We start from the raw sequence: 15,122 nt of genomic DNA, 5'->3' as shown, positions 1-15,122 counted from the left end.
GCTAATCACTAGCCTCGGGGTTTCCTGTTGTTCAGATTCCTGCTTGTTCTGAGCCTGCTGGTACTGGCCGGTGCTGCCTGTGCCAGTGACGATAACTCTGCCGGGCAAGCGATGACCGCCGGTATCGAACATTTCCGCGAAGGCAATTACCGGCTGGCCCGGGAGCACTTTGAGCGCTCGCTGGCGCTGGGTGCTGACACGCCCGCACTCCGCTACAACCTGGGCGTGGTCTGCTACAAAACCGGCGACTATGCCGCGGCCCGTAATCATTTTTCGACGTTACTCAATGGCGACAGCCAGGCCCTGGCCCAATATAACCTCGGATTGGTGGCACTGGCTGAGGGCCGGCCCGGACAGGCCCGCGACTGGTTTGGCCAGGCGGCAGCCGATGACCCACCGGTTAAAGTGCGGCAGCTTGCGGAGCGCCAGCTTGCGGACCTTTCAGTTCAGGACAACGCTTCCCGGCAACAGTCCATGTTGGCCCGACAGGGCTATCTCTCTGCGGGTCTGGGCTACGACAGCAACATGGCCGGGGTGCCCGAGGATTCTCCCAGTAATCGCGGCAGCGCCTTTGCCGAGCTGGTGGCGGCTGGCAGCCTTGGCTACCAGGCCACGGAGCGTTGGCGACTGGTTTGGGATGGTGTGTTCTATGGCCAGGACTATCACCACGACAGCGACTATGACACCTCGGTACTGCAGGCGCGGATAACCGCTTTGCAGGTGGTCGATGTCTGGGAACTGGGAATACGTGGGGGCGGCTCCAGAGCCTGGCTCGGCGGCGATGAACTGGAAACCCGGGCCGGGCTGGCGTTACTGGGCCGCACCGATGCCTGTACTGGGGCGGCCCTGTTGCACGGTTGTTCCTTTGAGCTGGCGGCAGAGCAGGTAAACGGCGGCCCCGGATACAGCGCCTACGCTGGCCAGTGGTATCTGTTTGAAGCCCGGGCGGACCGGACCCTTGCGGGCTGGTTGCTTGAAGGTTTCTACCGCTGGGAGTCCAACAACCGGGACAATTTCAGCCAGGAAGGCTATGTGGTGAGTGTCTCGCCCCGCCACCATGAAATCGGCATCGAGGCGATATACCCGTTACACCCGGATGTGCTGGTAGGCGCAGAGAGCGCGCTGCGGCACAGCCGCTATGATTCACCACACCAGTGGCTGGAACAGGATGTGTTGGTGGAGCGCAGGCGGAAGGACACCCGTCTGGAGTTGGGGCTGATGGCGGAATACTGGCTGAACCGGCAGTGGCTGGTGCGCAACCAGTGGCTGTATCGCAACCAGGGCAGTGGAATTGACCGGTATGACTACGACCGGCATACGCTGACGGTCTCGCTGGAAGGGGTATTCTGAAAGCAACAGGTTGCCCCGGCCCGGTTATGACCCGGGCCGGGACTGATTGCTTACCCGTTACAGGGTAGCCATTACCTTGCGCGCAGCGGCGATGGTGAACTCGATGTCTTCTTCAGACAACGCGGCACACACAAAACCTGCCTCGAACGCAGACGGTGCCAGGTACACGCCTTCGGCCAGCATGCCCTGGAAGAACTTCTTGAAGCGCTCTACGTCACACTCCATGACCTGGTCAAAGCGGGTAACGGAGTCTTCCTTGGTAAAGAAGAAACCGAACATGGCGCCGGCGGACTGCACGGCCAGCGGAATGCCTGCTTCGTCGGCTGCAGCTTTGAAGCCGTCCCGAACCTTGTTGGTTTTCTCGATCAGCTTGTCGTGGAAGCCGGGCTCGGAAATGGTATTCAGGGTGGTCAGGCCGGCGGTCATGGCCAGCGGGTTACCACTCAGCGTGCCTGCCTGGTAAACCGGGCCCAGCGGAGAGATGTGCTCCATGATTTCCCGCTTGCCGCCGAAGGCCCCGACTGGCAGGCCGCCACCGATCACTTTGCCCAGTGCGGTCAGGTCCGGGGTGATGCCGTAGTAACCCTGGGCTCCGCCGAGGGAGACCCGGAAACCGGTCATCACTTCGTCGAAAATCAGTACGGTGCCGTGCTCGTCACACACTTCCCGCAAACCTTCCAGGAAGCCCGGAACCGGCGGGATACAGTTCATATTGCCGGCCACCGGCTCCACGATGATCGCGGCAACCTGGTCGCCGATCTCTTTGAACGTTTCCCTTACGCTGTCGATGTCGTTGTAGGTAAGGGTAATGGTGTGCTCGGCCAGGCTGGCCGGGATGCCCGGGGAGTTGGGCACGCCCAGGGTCAGGGCGCCGGAACCGGCTTTCACCAGCAGCGAGTCCACGTGCCCGTGGTAGCAGCCTTCAAACTTCACAATCTTGTCGCGGCCGGTGTAGCCACGGGCCAGGCGGATGGCGCTCATGGTGGCCTCGGTGCCGGAGTTGACCATGCGCACCAGCTCAATGGACGGCACCAGTTCGCACACCTTCTTGGCCATCTCGGTTTCGATGGCGGTAGGCGCACCGTAGCCAACGCCAAGGTCGACCTGGGCGTGCAGTGCCGCTTTGATGCGCGGGTCCGAATGACCGAGGATCATCGGGCCCCAGGAGCCGATGTAATCGATGTAGCGCTTGCCGTCTTCATCGTAAAGGTAGGCGCCTTCGGCATGGTTGAAAAACACCGGGGTGCCGCCCACGCCACGGAATGCCCGCACCGGAGAGTTAACGCCGCCGGGAATGTATTTCTGGGCCTGTTCAAACAGATCTTCAGAATGAGTCACAGTGAGCTCCTGTCAGTCGGAATGTGTGTAAAGCGGATGGTGCCGGGCAAACAGCTGGCAGAATTGCTTTGCCCGGGTTTCAATCTCGGTTGGAGTGCCGCCGAACAGACCGCCGACCACGGCCAGCAGGTCTGCGCCGGCCAGAATCAGCGGCTCGGCGTTATCGGCGGTTATGCCGCCAATGGCGGTAATCGGCAAGGCCAGTGTTTTCGCTTCGGTCAACACGGTTGCTTCGGCCGCCGGCGCGCCGGGCTTGGTGCCCGAGTTGTAGAAGCGGCCAAAGGCCAGGTAATCGGCGCCGGCGGATTTTGCTGCCCGGGCCAGTTCAAGGCGATGATGGCAGGTGATGCCGATAATCGCCTCCGGGCCCAGCAGGCGCCGGGCTTCGTCCGGAGCACCGTCGTCCTGGCCCATGTGAACGCCTGCCGCGCCAACCCGGTGTGCCAGCTGCGGGTCGTCGTTGATCAACAGGGGTACGCCGGCGTTGCGGCACAGGCTGTTGAGGTCTGTAGCCTGGCGCAGCCGTTCTGCAGACGAGGATCCCTTGTCCCGGTACTGCACCAGCACGGCACCACCGCGCAGCGCGGCTTCAACGGAATCCAGCAGGGTTTCCGGGGGTGTCAGCCGGTTGTCGGTGATTGCATACAGCCCCGGTTGCAACTTCTGGCTCAGCGTTCCCACAGGATGCCCCGGTCCGGAACCCGCTGGCCCTGACCCACGGTGAGGGCATGCAGCAGCGTGCGGTGTACATAGTTCTGGGCCTGGGAGATGGACGCCCGGGCTGATAACCCACTGGCCATCCCGGTGGCAATGGCGGCAGCCAGGGTGCAACCCGTACCGTGGTATTCGTTACTGCCAACCCGCTCGACTTCCCAGTGCATGGGTTCCGGGGAGTGGTTGTACAGGGTGTTGGTAATGTGAATGCCGGTGCCGTGGCCGCCGGTTGCCAGTACGGAACGGCAGCCAGCTTGCAGCAGGTTCAAGGCGGCCTGGTCGGCATCATCGCTGCCGCCGAGCTGTGTCAGCTCCTCGCCGTTCGGGGTGATCATTTCCGCGCGAGGGAACAGTTTGTCCTTCATGGCCTGGACCAGCTCGTCATCGGCCAGGTCGCCACCACCGGCGGCCTTGATGACCGGATCGACAATCAGGGGCAGTTCGTCATCCTGGCTGTCCAGGAAGTCCTTCAGTACAGCGACAATGGCGGCGTTGCCCAGGGCTCCGGTTTTTACCGCGTGGATGGTGATGTCCTTGTCCAGGCACTGCAATTGCTGGCGGATCAGCTGGGCGTCAACGGCTTCGGCGCCATACACGTTGTGGGTATCTTGTACCGTCAGGCAGGTAACAACCGGTAACGGGTGGCCGCCCAGTGAGGTAATGGCCTGGATGTCAGCCTGGATGCCGGCACCGCCGGAAGGATCCAGGCCAGACAGTACAAGAACGTGGGGGCGGGTGTAATTGTTAATGCTGTGCCTCCTCAGAAAGGTTTAACAACGGCCAGGATCACCACGGCCAGCAGGATAAATACCGGGATTTCGTTGAACCAGCGGTAGAACACATGGCTGCGGTGGTTTTTGTCATCACGGAACACCTTCACCAGGTGGCCGCAATAGAAGTGGTAGACAATCAGCAGGGTCACCAGTAACAGCTTTACGTGTAACCAGCCCTGGCTGAAATAACCGGATACGTTATAGCTGAGCAGCCATACACCGAAGATCACCGTGGCAATCATCGAGGGTGTGGTAATGCCGCGGTACAACTTGCGCTCCATGATCTTGAAGCGTTCCTGCCCGGGCTTGTCTTCGCAAGCTGCGTGATACACAAACAGCCTGGGCAAGTAGAAGATGCCGGCAAACCAGCACACCAGGGAAATTATGTGGAAGGCTTTAACCCACAGCATCTGTCAGCTCCGTCGGTATTGGTAATAACTTTCGATATCGGATTGAAGTACCACACCATAAACCCGCTGGATCATCGGAGCCACATGGCGTTGTACGTATAGCGCTTCGGCCTGGGAGTTGTCGAACTCGTTCAGGGCTTCTTCCAGGGTGGCCTGGTATTGTACCGGGGCAACGTCCCGCCGGTTAGCCGGAATCTCCATCAGGTCAACCGTCTCCGGCGCCTCTATACCTTCTTCGGCCACCTGCTTGGCGGTGTCTTCAAGGTAGCGGGCCAGGTCTACCGCCGGCAGCAGTGCGGTGGGGCCGTTGCTGCCGTCGATCAACAGCCACTTGGGTTCGGACTTGAGCGCCTTCCTGGCTTCCTCAACCGTCAGTTCCCGTTCTGTGCGCAGAATGCTCCTGTCCATGATGGCGCCCACGGAAACCCGGCGCAGGGCCTGGATCACCGGGGAGTTCTGGTAGCTGAGCCCCTGGCTTTTCAGGATCGTCAGGAACAGCGATTTCTTGCCGAAGGCTTCACTGGTTACCAGGCTGGCGGTGGTAATGATCAGCATGCCCGGCAATATGATATTCGGGTTACGGGTAAGTTCCATGAGCGCCATCAAGGCCGCCAGCGGAGCCTGCAGCACGGCGCCCATCATGGCGCCCATTCCCAGCATGGCGTAGAAACCCACAGATGATGCCTGCTCCGGAAAAATCTGGGCCCCGATCAGCCCCATGGCACCGCCGAGGGTGGCGCCCATAAACACCGTGGGGCCGATCACCCCGCTGGGCATGCCCAGGCCGATGGAAATGCCGGTAATGATCAGCTTGGCGGCACCCACTCCGAGCAGCAGCCAGAACGCCAGTTCGCCGTGAATGGTCTGGCTGACCGTGTCGTAGCCGATGCCCATGGTTTCCGGGATGAATACAGCAAAAGGCACCATCAGCAGGCCGGCCATGGCAATGCGCAACAGCACCGGCCGGTGATGGAAGCGCCCCATGCTGTCCACCAGCTGGATAAACGCCGCTGCAGCAATGCCGATAATCACCGCAATGGCGATAATCCAGGGAATTTCCAGCATCGAGTTCATGGTCAGCGCGGGCACGCTGAACGCCGGTTCGGAACCGTACACCACCTGGGTAACAATGGCGGCGCTCACTGCGGCCAGGATGATGGGGGTAAATCCGGCAATGGTGTATTCCATCATCACCACTTCCATGGCGAAGATAACGCCGGAAATGGGCGTGTTGAACGAGGCGGAAATGGCCGCTGCACAGCCACAGGCCACCAGGGTACGAATGCTGTTGTTGGGCAGGCGCATCCACTGGCCGAGCAGGCTGGAAAACGCAGCCCCCAGGTGCACCGCCGGGCCTTCCCGGCCGGCGGACTGGCCACTGACCACGGTCGCCACCCCGGCGACAAACTGCACCACGGCACTGCGGAATGAAATGTAGCCCTGGTGGTAATTCAGGCGCTCCATGATGTGCACAATCCCGACCTTGCGATCGTGGATGGCGAGCCGGTGCAGCAGCAGCCCGAGCCCCAGCGCGCCGGCCAGGGGCAGAAGGCCCCGGGTAAGGATATCCAGTTGCTCGAAGTTCTCGGAACCGGTCCCCGGCAGGAAGTGCTCCAGCGGCCATTCGATGGCGAGGCGGAACAGCAGGATGACCACACCGGTGACAATGCCGGATAACAGGCCCAGAACTGCCAGTTGGGGCAGGGCATCCACACCGGACAGTCTCCGCCGGAAAACGGGGATCAGGTGTTCGGTAATCTGTTGCCTGATACTACGCATTGGCGCGGGATTCCGGTTGCTGACACGGCATGGTCAATGGGTTTGAGCGGACATTGTAGCTCCGGGTCTGAAGGCTGCAATAAGTCCTTGGATTATCATGGTAGACTACAGGCAAATTCTGGCCAGAACACCTTGGAGATTAGTGTGATAAAGACAGGCATTGTGGGTGGTACCGGATACACAGGTGTGGAACTGCTGAGAATCCTCGCAGTTCATCCGGAAGCGGAAGTTACCTGCATCACTTCCCGTTCAGAAGCCGGCATGCCGGTGGCTGATATGTACCCCAACCTGCGTGGTCACTATGACCTGGCTTTCTCCGAGCCGGACCCCGCGGTACTGGCTGAGTGCGACTTGGTCTTCTTCGCCACGCCCCACGGTGTAGCCATGCGCGCAGTGCCAGAGCTGATGAAAGCCGGCGTGCGTGTGGTGGATCTTTCGGCGGATTTCCGCCTGAAAGACCTGGATGTCTGGACCGATTGGTACGGCATGCCCCATGAAAGCCCGGAGTGGGCCGAGAAAGCCGTTTACGGCCTGCCGGAAGTGGTTCGTGATGAAATCCGCCAGGCGCAGCTGGTGGCCAATCCCGGTTGTTATCCGACAGCCGTGCAGCTTGGCTTCCTGCCATTGCTGGAGTCCGGGCTGGTGGATCCGTCCCGGTTGATTGCCGATGCCAAGTCCGGTGCCAGCGGTGCCGGCCGGCAGGGCAAGATCGGCATGTTGCATGGTGAAGTCGGGGAAAGCTTCAAGGCCTATGGTGCTTCCGGGCACCGTCACCTGCCGGAGATCCGCCAGGGCCTGAGCCAAGCCGCAGGAACCGGCGTGGGTGTTACCTTTGTACCCCACCTGGTGCCGATGATTCGCGGTATTGAAGCAACACTGTACGCCGAGTTGTCTGATGCCGCCGATTTCGACCGCCTGCAGGCGCTGTATGAAGAGCGGTACCGCAACGAGCCGTTCGTGGATGTCATGCCCTTCGGCAGCCACCCGGAAACCCGCAGTGTGCGCGGCGCCAATAGCTGCCGTATGGCCCTGCACCGCCAGGAACAGAGCAACATCGTGATCGTAACCTCGGTGATCGACAACCTGGTGAAGGGTGCCGCCGGGCAAGCGGTACAGAACATGAATATCATGTTCGGCCTGGATGAGACCCTGGGGCTGCAAGCACCGGCATTGCTGCCCTGAGGCTCTGAGTTGTGAGCGACACGCGCAAACCTTCCGAAGAATATGTTGTTATCCGCCACCGGCCGGGCCACCGCCTGCGCCGGACGGTGATTCTGCTCACCTTTACCGTGGTTGCTGCCGTGGCAGGCTACGTGGCCGGGCTGGCACAGGGCGGCTTTCGGCTGTCTTCGGTCGAGGCATCCAGCGAGCAACTGGTGGAAGAAGTAGAGACGTTGCGGGGCCAATATCGTGAGGCCCGGCAGAACATGGTCAACCTGGAGCGGGGTCGGGCGATTGACGAGCACGCGCTCCGGGAAGCCCGGAACACTATGGTCAACCTGGAAACCCGGATTTCCGAGCTGGAAGCGGACCTGACCTTCTACCGCAACATCATGGCACCCTCAGAAACGGCCGAGGGCCTGCAGGTAGACCGCTTTACCCTGCTGCCCGGGCGGGACAACCGGGCCTTCGATTTCAAGCTGGTGCTGACCCAGGTGGGAGATAACAAAAGCTACATTTCCGGGGTTGTGGCGGTGAATGTTATCGGTAACCTTGACGGCGAAAAAGAAGTGATCGCGCTGCGGGACCTGTCCGATGAAATCGAAGACCTCGGCGTGGCATTCCGGTTCCGGTATTTTCAGGATGTAGAAGGCAGCCTGATGCTTCCTGAAAACTTTGAACCCCTTGAAATCCAGGTAGTGGCTCAGGCTGAAGGGCGCAAGGCGTCACAGGCTGAACGCACCTTCGACTGGCAACAGATAGCGGAGTACTGAATAGATGATGGGCAAGAAAAAACAGAAACCGCGCCGCGCGACCGGGCAGTTCGATACCCTGATCTCGTCCCGGACCACCATCGAAGGTGATGTGCACTTTTCCGGTGGCCTGCATGTGGACGGCAAGATTCGCGGCCGCGTCATTGCCGAGGAAGGCAGCGACGCGGTAGTCCGCGTGTCGGAAGTTGGCGAGATCACCGGCGATGTGATTGCCCCGCACATCATCATCAATGGCCAGGTGAAGGGTGACGTGCGTTCCTCTGCCCACCTTGAGCTGGCGGAAAAAGCGTCGATCACCGGTAATGTCTATTACAAACTGGTCGAAATGGCCATGGGGGCTTCGGTAAACGGCAACCTGGTTCGGGAAACCGAAAACAGTGGCCTGCTGACCCATGACGGCGCAAAGCCCGAAGCCGATGAGGGTAAATCCGAATAGTTGATTGTTTTAGTCAGGAATACCATAATCGTTAGTCAGTCATACGTTGCCGGAGGCAGATCTTGAGTGTAGTCCAACAAATGGCCACCCCGTTGTTCTTCAGTGACAACGCCGTTGCCAAAGTGCGTGAGCTGATCGAGGAAGAAGAGAATCCTGGTCTCAAGCTGCGCGTATTTGTTACGGGCGGTGGTTGCTCCGGATTCCAGTATGGTTTCTCGTTTGATGAGAACCAGGAAGACGACGATACGGTGATCGAGCGGGACGGCGTGAAACTGCTGGTGGACTCCATGAGCTACCAGTACCTGGTTGGCGCAACCATCGATTACCAGGAAGGACTCCAGGGCTCTCAGTTTGTGGTACAAAACCCGAACGCCAGTTCCACCTGCGGTTGTGGTAGTTCCTTCTCTATCTGAGCATTCAGGCCGGGTAAATCGCGCCCAGAATTCTTTCCCCTGAAGCGCCTGTTACCTCAGGCAGATTTCCCGGCAGGCCGGCTATGGTTTGCCGGGCCAGCCAGGCAAACGCTACCGGTTCCACCCATTGCGGATCCAGCCCCAGCTCTGCCGTTGTGGCCAGGTGTACCGACCCCAAACCCAGTCTCAACTCATTCATCAATACCGGATTGAAGGTGCCGCCGCCGCAGGCGAACACGGCCATATCGGCATTCTCCTGGGGCAGTTGCTGGAGGATGGTGGTTGTGGTCAGTTGTAGCAGGGTTCTTTGCACGTCTTCCGGTGGCAAATCCGGAAAACGCTGAAGGTGGGTGTGAATCCAGTCCAGGTTGAAGCGTTCCTTGCCGGTGCTCTTGGGCGGAGCCTTGCTGAAATAGGCATCTGATAACAGGCTGGCCAGAAGATCCGGGTTAGTGGCACCTTCATGGGCCCAGTGGCCGTTCTCATCATAGTGGCGGCCGGTCTGGTCCAGACACCAGGCATCGAGCAGTGCGTTCGCCGGCCCGGTATCAAAACCGATAACCGGTTTGCGTTGCCCGGCAGGGAGCCAGGTGATGTTCGCAATGCCCCCAAGATTCAAAATGCAGCGATCCTGCTGCGCCGAACCGAACAGCCAGCGATGAAAGGCCGGAACCAGGGGGGCACCCTGGCCATGGGCAGCCATGTCCCGCGAACGGAAATCGGCAACGGTGGTTACGCCGGTGGCCTCGGCAATCCAGGCGGCATTGCCAATCTGCATGGAGAAAGGCGCGGCGCCGGACGGTTGGTGGCGGATAGTTTGCCCATGGCTGCCAATGGCGCGGATTTCTTGCGGGTTGACTCCGGACTGGTTGATAAGGTCGCTGGCGGCCTTGGCAAAGTGCTTGCCGGTGAGGGTGTCCAGTTCGCCAATTTCATCCGGGTCGGCCTGATTACGCACCGCCTGCAGCAGGCGGTGGCGAAGTTGTTCAGGGTAAGGCAGGGAGAGCGTGCTGTGGATGTTTACGCCTGGCTCGCCGAAGGACACCAGCACAGCATCGACTGAGTCCATGCTGGTGCCTGACATCAGGCCGAGCCAGAGTGTCATGATCAGTTATCCGAAGCGAATGCCAGCTGGCGGCCACTTTCGCGGAACACATTGAACTGCGCCAGGCGCTGTTCGGTAAACTGCTTGAAGCGGGCCATCTCGGTGCTGGGCACCGGCTGGGCGTCTGGCAGTTTTACGGTCCGGGAGTTCTTGGCTACGCCATTGATCCGGAACTCGTAGTGCAGGTGCGGGCCGGTAACCATGCCGGATGAGCCAACGTGGCCGATGGTCTGACCCTGCTTTACCCGGGTTCCGTTCTTGATGCCTTTACCCAGCTTGCTCATGTGGGCGTACAGGGTGGAAATGTTGTCACCATGCTGGAGAACAACGGTGCGGCCATAGCCGCCTTTCCAACCGGCAAACTGAACACGACCGTTACCGGCGGCTTTGATCGGTGTGCCCGGAGGCGCAGCATAATCTGTGCCTTCATGGGGGCGCACCACGTCCAGAACCGGGTGCCGGCGCTGCAGGTTAAAGGGCGACGATACCCGGGCGTTGATCGGTACCCGCAGGAACGCCTTGCGCATGCTCTGGCCTTCCGGTGTGTAATAGTCGCTGTCACCGTTGGTGTCGGTGTACAGCAGGGCAACGTTTTCTTTGCCCCGGTTGATAAAGCGGGCAGACAGAATGCGGCCGGTATTGAACTTTTCACCGTCTACATACAACTCTTCGTAGACCACTTCAAAGCTGTCGCCTTTGCGAACATCGTAAACAAAATCGATATCCCAGCCGAAAATACCGGCCAGTTCCATGGTCAGGCGGTCATCAAGGCCGGCATCGCGGGCTGCCAGGTAAAGGGAGCCGTCGATAACGCCGGTTGCAAACGCCGGACGGGCTTCCGGTTCGCGGATGTCGGTTTCGCCAACAAAGCCGGAATCGGTCTTTTCAATCTTCAGGGTTTCCAGCAGGCTGCGTTGCAACTCGATAGCGGCCAGGCTGCCTTCGTCATCGATGCCGAAGCGGATATGCTCACCGGCGTACAGGCGCTGAAGCTTGTCGGCTTCGCCGTCACCGTGAATGACGGAAAGCATCACGCCATCGTTAAAGCCGGCCTTTTTGAACAGGGACGACAGCGTCTCGCCGGATTTGATATCAAACTCTTTCCAGTTCAGCGTCGGCTCGGCATCAACAACCGCGGGCACTTCGCTGGTGGCCGGCAGTTCGGCTGTCTCGGCTGCGGTTTCTGCGGCAGCTTCGACAGGCTCCGGTTGTTTGATAGCTTGTTTGATGGGAGCAGGGTTGCCCAGTGCGGCACCCTGTTCAAGGTCGATGGTGTAAGACATGCGCCGGGCTTCAACATCGGCGCTGGGGCTCATGAGCGCAGCGGTGGTAACAACCACGGTGGCGGCTGCAGCCAGAGTAATATGTGTCTTGGGAAATTTTTTCAGCACGTGGCTCACCCGTTTTAATCGGTATTCCAGTAATTTGTGCCGGCTAATTAAAGCGCCAGTTCAAGTATAGACCATCAGATTACCGCATATGACATAAACAGGACAGTGCGCAACATTACAGTTCGCGCCTTTGGTTGGTCGTACAACCTGCTGTGCCGCTGATATAATGCCGGCCTTATTATATACAGTCTGATCGATTTGTGATCAAAGGCTACTTTACCAAGGGAGCCGGTAACGCGCAGATTTCTTTTGTAGATCTCTGTAACCGGCAGGCCCTGTTGCACCTAAAAACTGGGGACAAAAGGTTCATGGCATCACTAGACGAAGCGTTGGCTATCATCAAGCGCGGTATTGACGAGCTGATTCCCGAAGAGGAACTGGTTGAAAAATTAAAGGAAGGTCGCCCTTTAAGGGTAAAGGCCGGCTTTGATCCCACTGCGCCGGACCTCCATTTTGGCCACACCGTGCTTATCAACAAGCTTCGTCAGTTCCAGGACCTCGGCCATGAGGTAATTTTCCTGATCGGCGACTTCACCGGCATGATCGGTGACCCGACCGGAAAAAGTGCTACCCGCCCTCCGCTCACCGAAGAGCAGGTGCGCCAGAATGCGATCACCTATAAAGAGCAGGTGTTCAAGATCCTGGATCCTGCCAGGACCCGGGTTGTGTTCAACTCCGAGTGGATGAGCAAGATGTCTGCGGCTGACATGATCCGGCTGGCGGGTCAGTACACCGTTGCCAGGATGCTGGAGCGGGATGATTTCACCAAGCGCTATCGTTCCGAGCAGCCGATTGCAATCCACGAGTTCCTGTATCCGCTGATCCAGGGTTACGACTCGGTCGAGTTAAAGGCCGATATCGAGCTCGGCGGTACCGACCAGAAGTTCAACCTCCTTATGGGTCGGATTCTTCAGAAGCACTATGGTCAGAAACCGCAGGCGATTCTCACAGTACCTATTCTGGAAGGGCTTGATGGCGTCCAGAAGATGTCCAAGTCTCTGGGCAACTATATAGGTGTGAGTGATTCCCCGGGTGAGATGTACACCAAGCTGTTGTCCATGCCGGATGAATTGCTGTGGCGTTATTTCGAATTGCTCAGCTTCCGCCCGATGGCGGAAATTGAAGAATATCGTTCTGCTGTAGCGGCAGGGGCCAATCCCCAGGACTATAAGAAGGTGTTGGCCGAAGAGTTGATCACTCGCTTCCACGATGAGGAAGCGGCAAAAACTGCGCATAAATCGGCGGGTAACCGGGTGGCCCTGGGTGAGATTCCGGAAAATGTACCGGTAGTCGAAGTTTCGCTGGAAGGGCAGGAAGGTCTGCCAATGCCGGCGGTGCTGCGTTTGGCAGGGTTGGTCAAGAACGGCGCGGCCGCCCGGGATGTGTTGGGTCGCGGTGCTGTTTATATAGATGGTGCCCAGTTTGAAGGCGAGCGGATGTTTGCCGAAGGTGATGACTGCGTTATCCAGGCGGGCAAGAAGAAGATCGCGCGGGTGGTAATTGTTGCCTGAATAAGGAGGGTGAACGGCCAGTCTGAATTTTTTTCAAATTGGCCGTTGACTCCTGCGGCCAGGTCTGTAGAATGCGCATCTCGCTTGAGGGGCAACGCCGGAAACGGAGCAAAACCTCAGCGATAACCGATTGAAAGTATTCGAAAAATTGCTTCAGAAATTATTCGAAATCAACGGTTGACAAGGCGGCGGAACGATGTAGAATACGCGGCCTTGATTGAGCAACAGCTCAAACGCTCTTTAACAAGTTAACCAAGTAATTCGTGTGGGCGCTGGCCGAGGTATTTCGGATACGAAATATCAGGACAGTGACTCGTCGAAATATTGAGTTTTGTCTTGAGCAAGAATTAAGAACTTTCGGGTTCTTGTATGATTTAAACTGAAGAGTTTGATCATGGCTCAGATTGAACGCTGGCGGCAGGCTTAACACATGCAAGTCGAGCGGTAACAGGGGGTGCTTGCACCCCGCTGACGAGCGGCGGACGGGTGAGTAATGCTTAGGAATCTGCCCAGTAGTGGGGGACAACAGTCGGAAACGGCTGCTAATACCGCATACGCCCTACGGGGGAAAGCAGGGGATCTTCGGACCTTGCGCTATTGGATGAGCCTAAGTCGGATTAGCTAGTTGGTGGGGTAAAGGCCTACCAAGGCGACGATCCGTAGCTGGTCTGAGAGGATGATCAGCCACATCGGGACTGAGACACGGCCCGAACTCCTACGGGAGGCAGCAGTGGGGAATATTGGACAATGGGGGCAACCCTGATCCAGCCATGCCGCGTGTGTGAAGAAGGCTTTCGGGTTGTAAAGCACTTTCAGCGAGGAGGAAGGCCTTAAAGTTAATACCTTTAAGGATTGACGTTACTCGCAGAAGAAGCACCGGCTAACTCCGTGCCAGCAGCCGCGGTAATACGGAGGGTGCAAGCGTTAATCGGAATTACTGGGCGTAAAGCGCGCGTAGGTGGTTTGGTAAGCGAGATGTGAAAGCCCCGGGCTTAACCTGGGAACGGCATTTCGAACTGTCAGACTAGAGTGTGGTAGAGGGTAGTGGAATTTCCTGTGTAGCGGTGAAATGCGTAGATATAGGAAGGAACACCAGTGGCGAAGGCGGCTACCTGGACCAACACTGACACTGAGGTGCGAAAGCGTGGGGAGCAAACAGGATTAGATACCCTGGTAGTCCACGCCGTAAACGATGTCAACTAGCCGTTGGGACTCTTGAAGTCTTAGTGGCGCAGCTAACGCACTAAGTTGACCGCCTGGGGAGTACGGCCGCAAGGTTAAAACTCAAATGAATTGACGGGGGCCCGCACAAGCGGTGGAGCATGTGGTTTAATTCGACGCAACGCGAAGAACCTTACCTGGCCTTGACATCCAGAGAACTTTCCAGAGATGGATTGGTGCCTTCGGGAACTCTGAGACAGGTGCTGCATGGCCGTCGTCAGCTCGTGTCGTGAGATGTTGGGTTAAGTCCCGTAACGAGCGCAACCCCTATCCTTGGTTGCTAGCAGGTAAAGCTGAGAACTCCAGGGAGACTGCCGGTGACAAACCGGAGGAAGGTGGGGATGACGTCAGGTCATCATGGCCCTTACGGCCAGGGCTACACACGTGCTACAATGGCGCGTACAGAGGGCTGCCAACTCGCGAGAGTGAGCCAATCCCTTAAAACGCGTCGTAGTCCGGATCGGAGTCTGCAACTCGACTCCGTGAAGTCGGAATCGCTAGTAATCGCGAATCAGAATGTCGCGGTGAATACGTTCCCGGGCCTTGTACACACCGCCCGTCACACCATGGGAGTGGATTGCACCAGAAGTAGTTAGTCTAACCTTCGGGAGGACGATTACCACGGTGTGGTTCATGACTGGGGTGAAGTCGTAACAAGGTAGCCGTAGGGGAACCTGCGGCTGGATCACCTCCTTAAACGAAGCCGAATGCTTCGGTCAGAGTCCACACGAATTACTTGGTTGGCTA

At 58.5% G+C, this 15,122-nt stretch carries 13 protein-coding genes and 1 rRNA gene; 7 read left to right on the top strand and 7 right to left on the bottom strand.

Features of this window, described 5'->3' with window-relative positions:
- The first annotated feature begins 27 nt into the window (after positions 1 to 27).
- Positions 28 to 1,350, top strand: coding sequence for a tetratricopeptide repeat protein (locus AQ621_RS00915; protein ID WP_058339889.1), 1,323 nt, complete (start codon positions 28 to 30; stop codon positions 1,348 to 1,350).
- A 57-nt stretch (positions 1,351 to 1,407) separates the two neighbouring features.
- On the opposite strand, the gene hemL is transcribed toward AQ621_RS00915, so the two are convergent.
- From hemL to AQ621_RS00890, 5 genes are read right to left on the bottom strand one after another with little or no spacing between them, the layout of a single operon-like run.
- The gene (gene hemL / locus AQ621_RS00910; RefSeq protein ID WP_058339888.1) at positions 1,408 to 2,688 is read right to left on the bottom strand and encodes a glutamate-1-semialdehyde 2,1-aminomutase; all 1,281 of its coding nucleotides are present in this window, start codon (positions 2,686 to 2,688) and stop codon (positions 1,408 to 1,410) included.
- Positions 2,689 to 2,700: 12 nt separating this feature from the next.
- On the bottom strand, positions 2,701 to 3,360 hold the full coding sequence (thiE, locus tag AQ621_RS00905) for a thiamine phosphate synthase (RefSeq protein WP_058340004.1): 660 nt from the start codon (positions 3,358 to 3,360) through the stop codon (positions 2,701 to 2,703).
- Positions 3,357 to 4,118: a bifunctional hydroxymethylpyrimidine kinase/phosphomethylpyrimidine kinase gene (gene thiD, locus AQ621_RS00900; RefSeq protein WP_058339887.1), complete on the bottom strand. Its 762-nt coding sequence runs from the start codon at positions 4,116 to 4,118 to the stop codon at positions 3,357 to 3,359. Before thiD ends, thiE begins: the two co-directional genes overlap by 4 nt.
- A gap of 44 nt (positions 4,119 to 4,162) precedes the next feature.
- Complete coding sequence (gene hemJ, locus AQ621_RS00895) at positions 4,163 to 4,585, bottom strand: protoporphyrinogen oxidase HemJ (protein WP_058339886.1); 423 nt, start codon at positions 4,583 to 4,585, stop codon at positions 4,163 to 4,165.
- Positions 4,586 to 4,588: 3 nt separating this feature from the next.
- Positions 4,589 to 6,364 (bottom strand): chloride channel protein, encoded by a 1,776-nt coding sequence (locus AQ621_RS00890; RefSeq protein WP_058339885.1) that lies wholly within the window; start codon positions 6,362 to 6,364, stop codon positions 4,589 to 4,591.
- A gap of 144 nt (positions 6,365 to 6,508) precedes the next feature.
- Here AQ621_RS00890 and argC point away from each other — a divergent pair, with 144 nt between their 5' ends.
- The 4 genes from argC (at position 6,509) to erpA (ending at position 9,147) form a co-directional block, all read left to right on the top strand.
- Complete coding sequence (argC, locus tag AQ621_RS00885) at positions 6,509 to 7,546, top strand: N-acetyl-gamma-glutamyl-phosphate reductase (RefSeq protein ID WP_058339884.1); 1,038 nt, start codon at positions 6,509 to 6,511, stop codon at positions 7,544 to 7,546.
- Positions 7,547 to 7,557: 11 nt separating this feature from the next.
- Entirely contained in the window at positions 7,558 to 8,298 is a 741-nt protein-coding gene (locus AQ621_RS00880) for a DUF6776 family protein (protein ID WP_022990253.1), read from the top strand.
- A gap of 4 nt (positions 8,299 to 8,302) precedes the next feature.
- A complete protein-coding gene (locus AQ621_RS00875) occupies positions 8,303 to 8,734 on the top strand; it encodes a bactofilin family protein (protein ID WP_058339883.1) in 432 nt (143 codons plus the stop codon).
- An 80-nt stretch (positions 8,735 to 8,814) separates the two neighbouring features.
- Positions 8,815 to 9,147, top strand: a complete 333-nt coding sequence (gene erpA, locus AQ621_RS00870; RefSeq protein ID WP_022990255.1) for an iron-sulfur cluster insertion protein ErpA — start codon at positions 8,815 to 8,817, stop codon at positions 9,145 to 9,147.
- Positions 9,148 to 9,151: 4 nt separating this feature from the next.
- Here the strand turns inward: erpA and AQ621_RS00865 are convergent, their stop codons facing one another.
- A complete protein-coding gene (locus AQ621_RS00865) occupies positions 9,152 to 10,252 on the bottom strand; it encodes an anhydro-N-acetylmuramic acid kinase (RefSeq protein WP_058339882.1) in 1,101 nt (366 codons plus the stop codon).
- Positions 10,253 to 10,254: 2 nt separating this feature from the next.
- Positions 10,255 to 11,643, bottom strand: coding sequence for a peptidoglycan DD-metalloendopeptidase family protein (locus AQ621_RS00860; protein ID WP_058340003.1), 1,389 nt, complete (start codon positions 11,641 to 11,643; stop codon positions 10,255 to 10,257).
- Positions 11,644 to 11,951: 308 nt separating this feature from the next.
- Here AQ621_RS00860 and tyrS point away from each other — a divergent pair, with 308 nt between their 5' ends.
- Together tyrS and AQ621_RS00850 are read left to right on the top strand one after the other, a co-directional pair.
- Entirely contained in the window at positions 11,952 to 13,154 is a 1,203-nt protein-coding gene (gene tyrS, locus AQ621_RS00855) for a tyrosine--tRNA ligase (RefSeq protein ID WP_058340002.1), read from the top strand.
- Positions 13,155 to 13,530: 376 nt separating this feature from the next.
- Positions 13,531 to 15,071, top strand: a 16S ribosomal RNA gene (locus AQ621_RS00850).
- Positions 15,072 to 15,122: the final 51 nt, after the last annotated feature.

It is taken from the genome of Marinobacter sp. P4B1, assembly GCF_001447135.1.
Lineage (GTDB): Bacteria > Pseudomonadota > Gammaproteobacteria > Pseudomonadales > Oleiphilaceae > Marinobacter > Marinobacter vinifirmus.
Note: the sequence above shows the minus strand (reverse complement) of the source record. Positions and strands in the feature narration are given on the sequence as shown.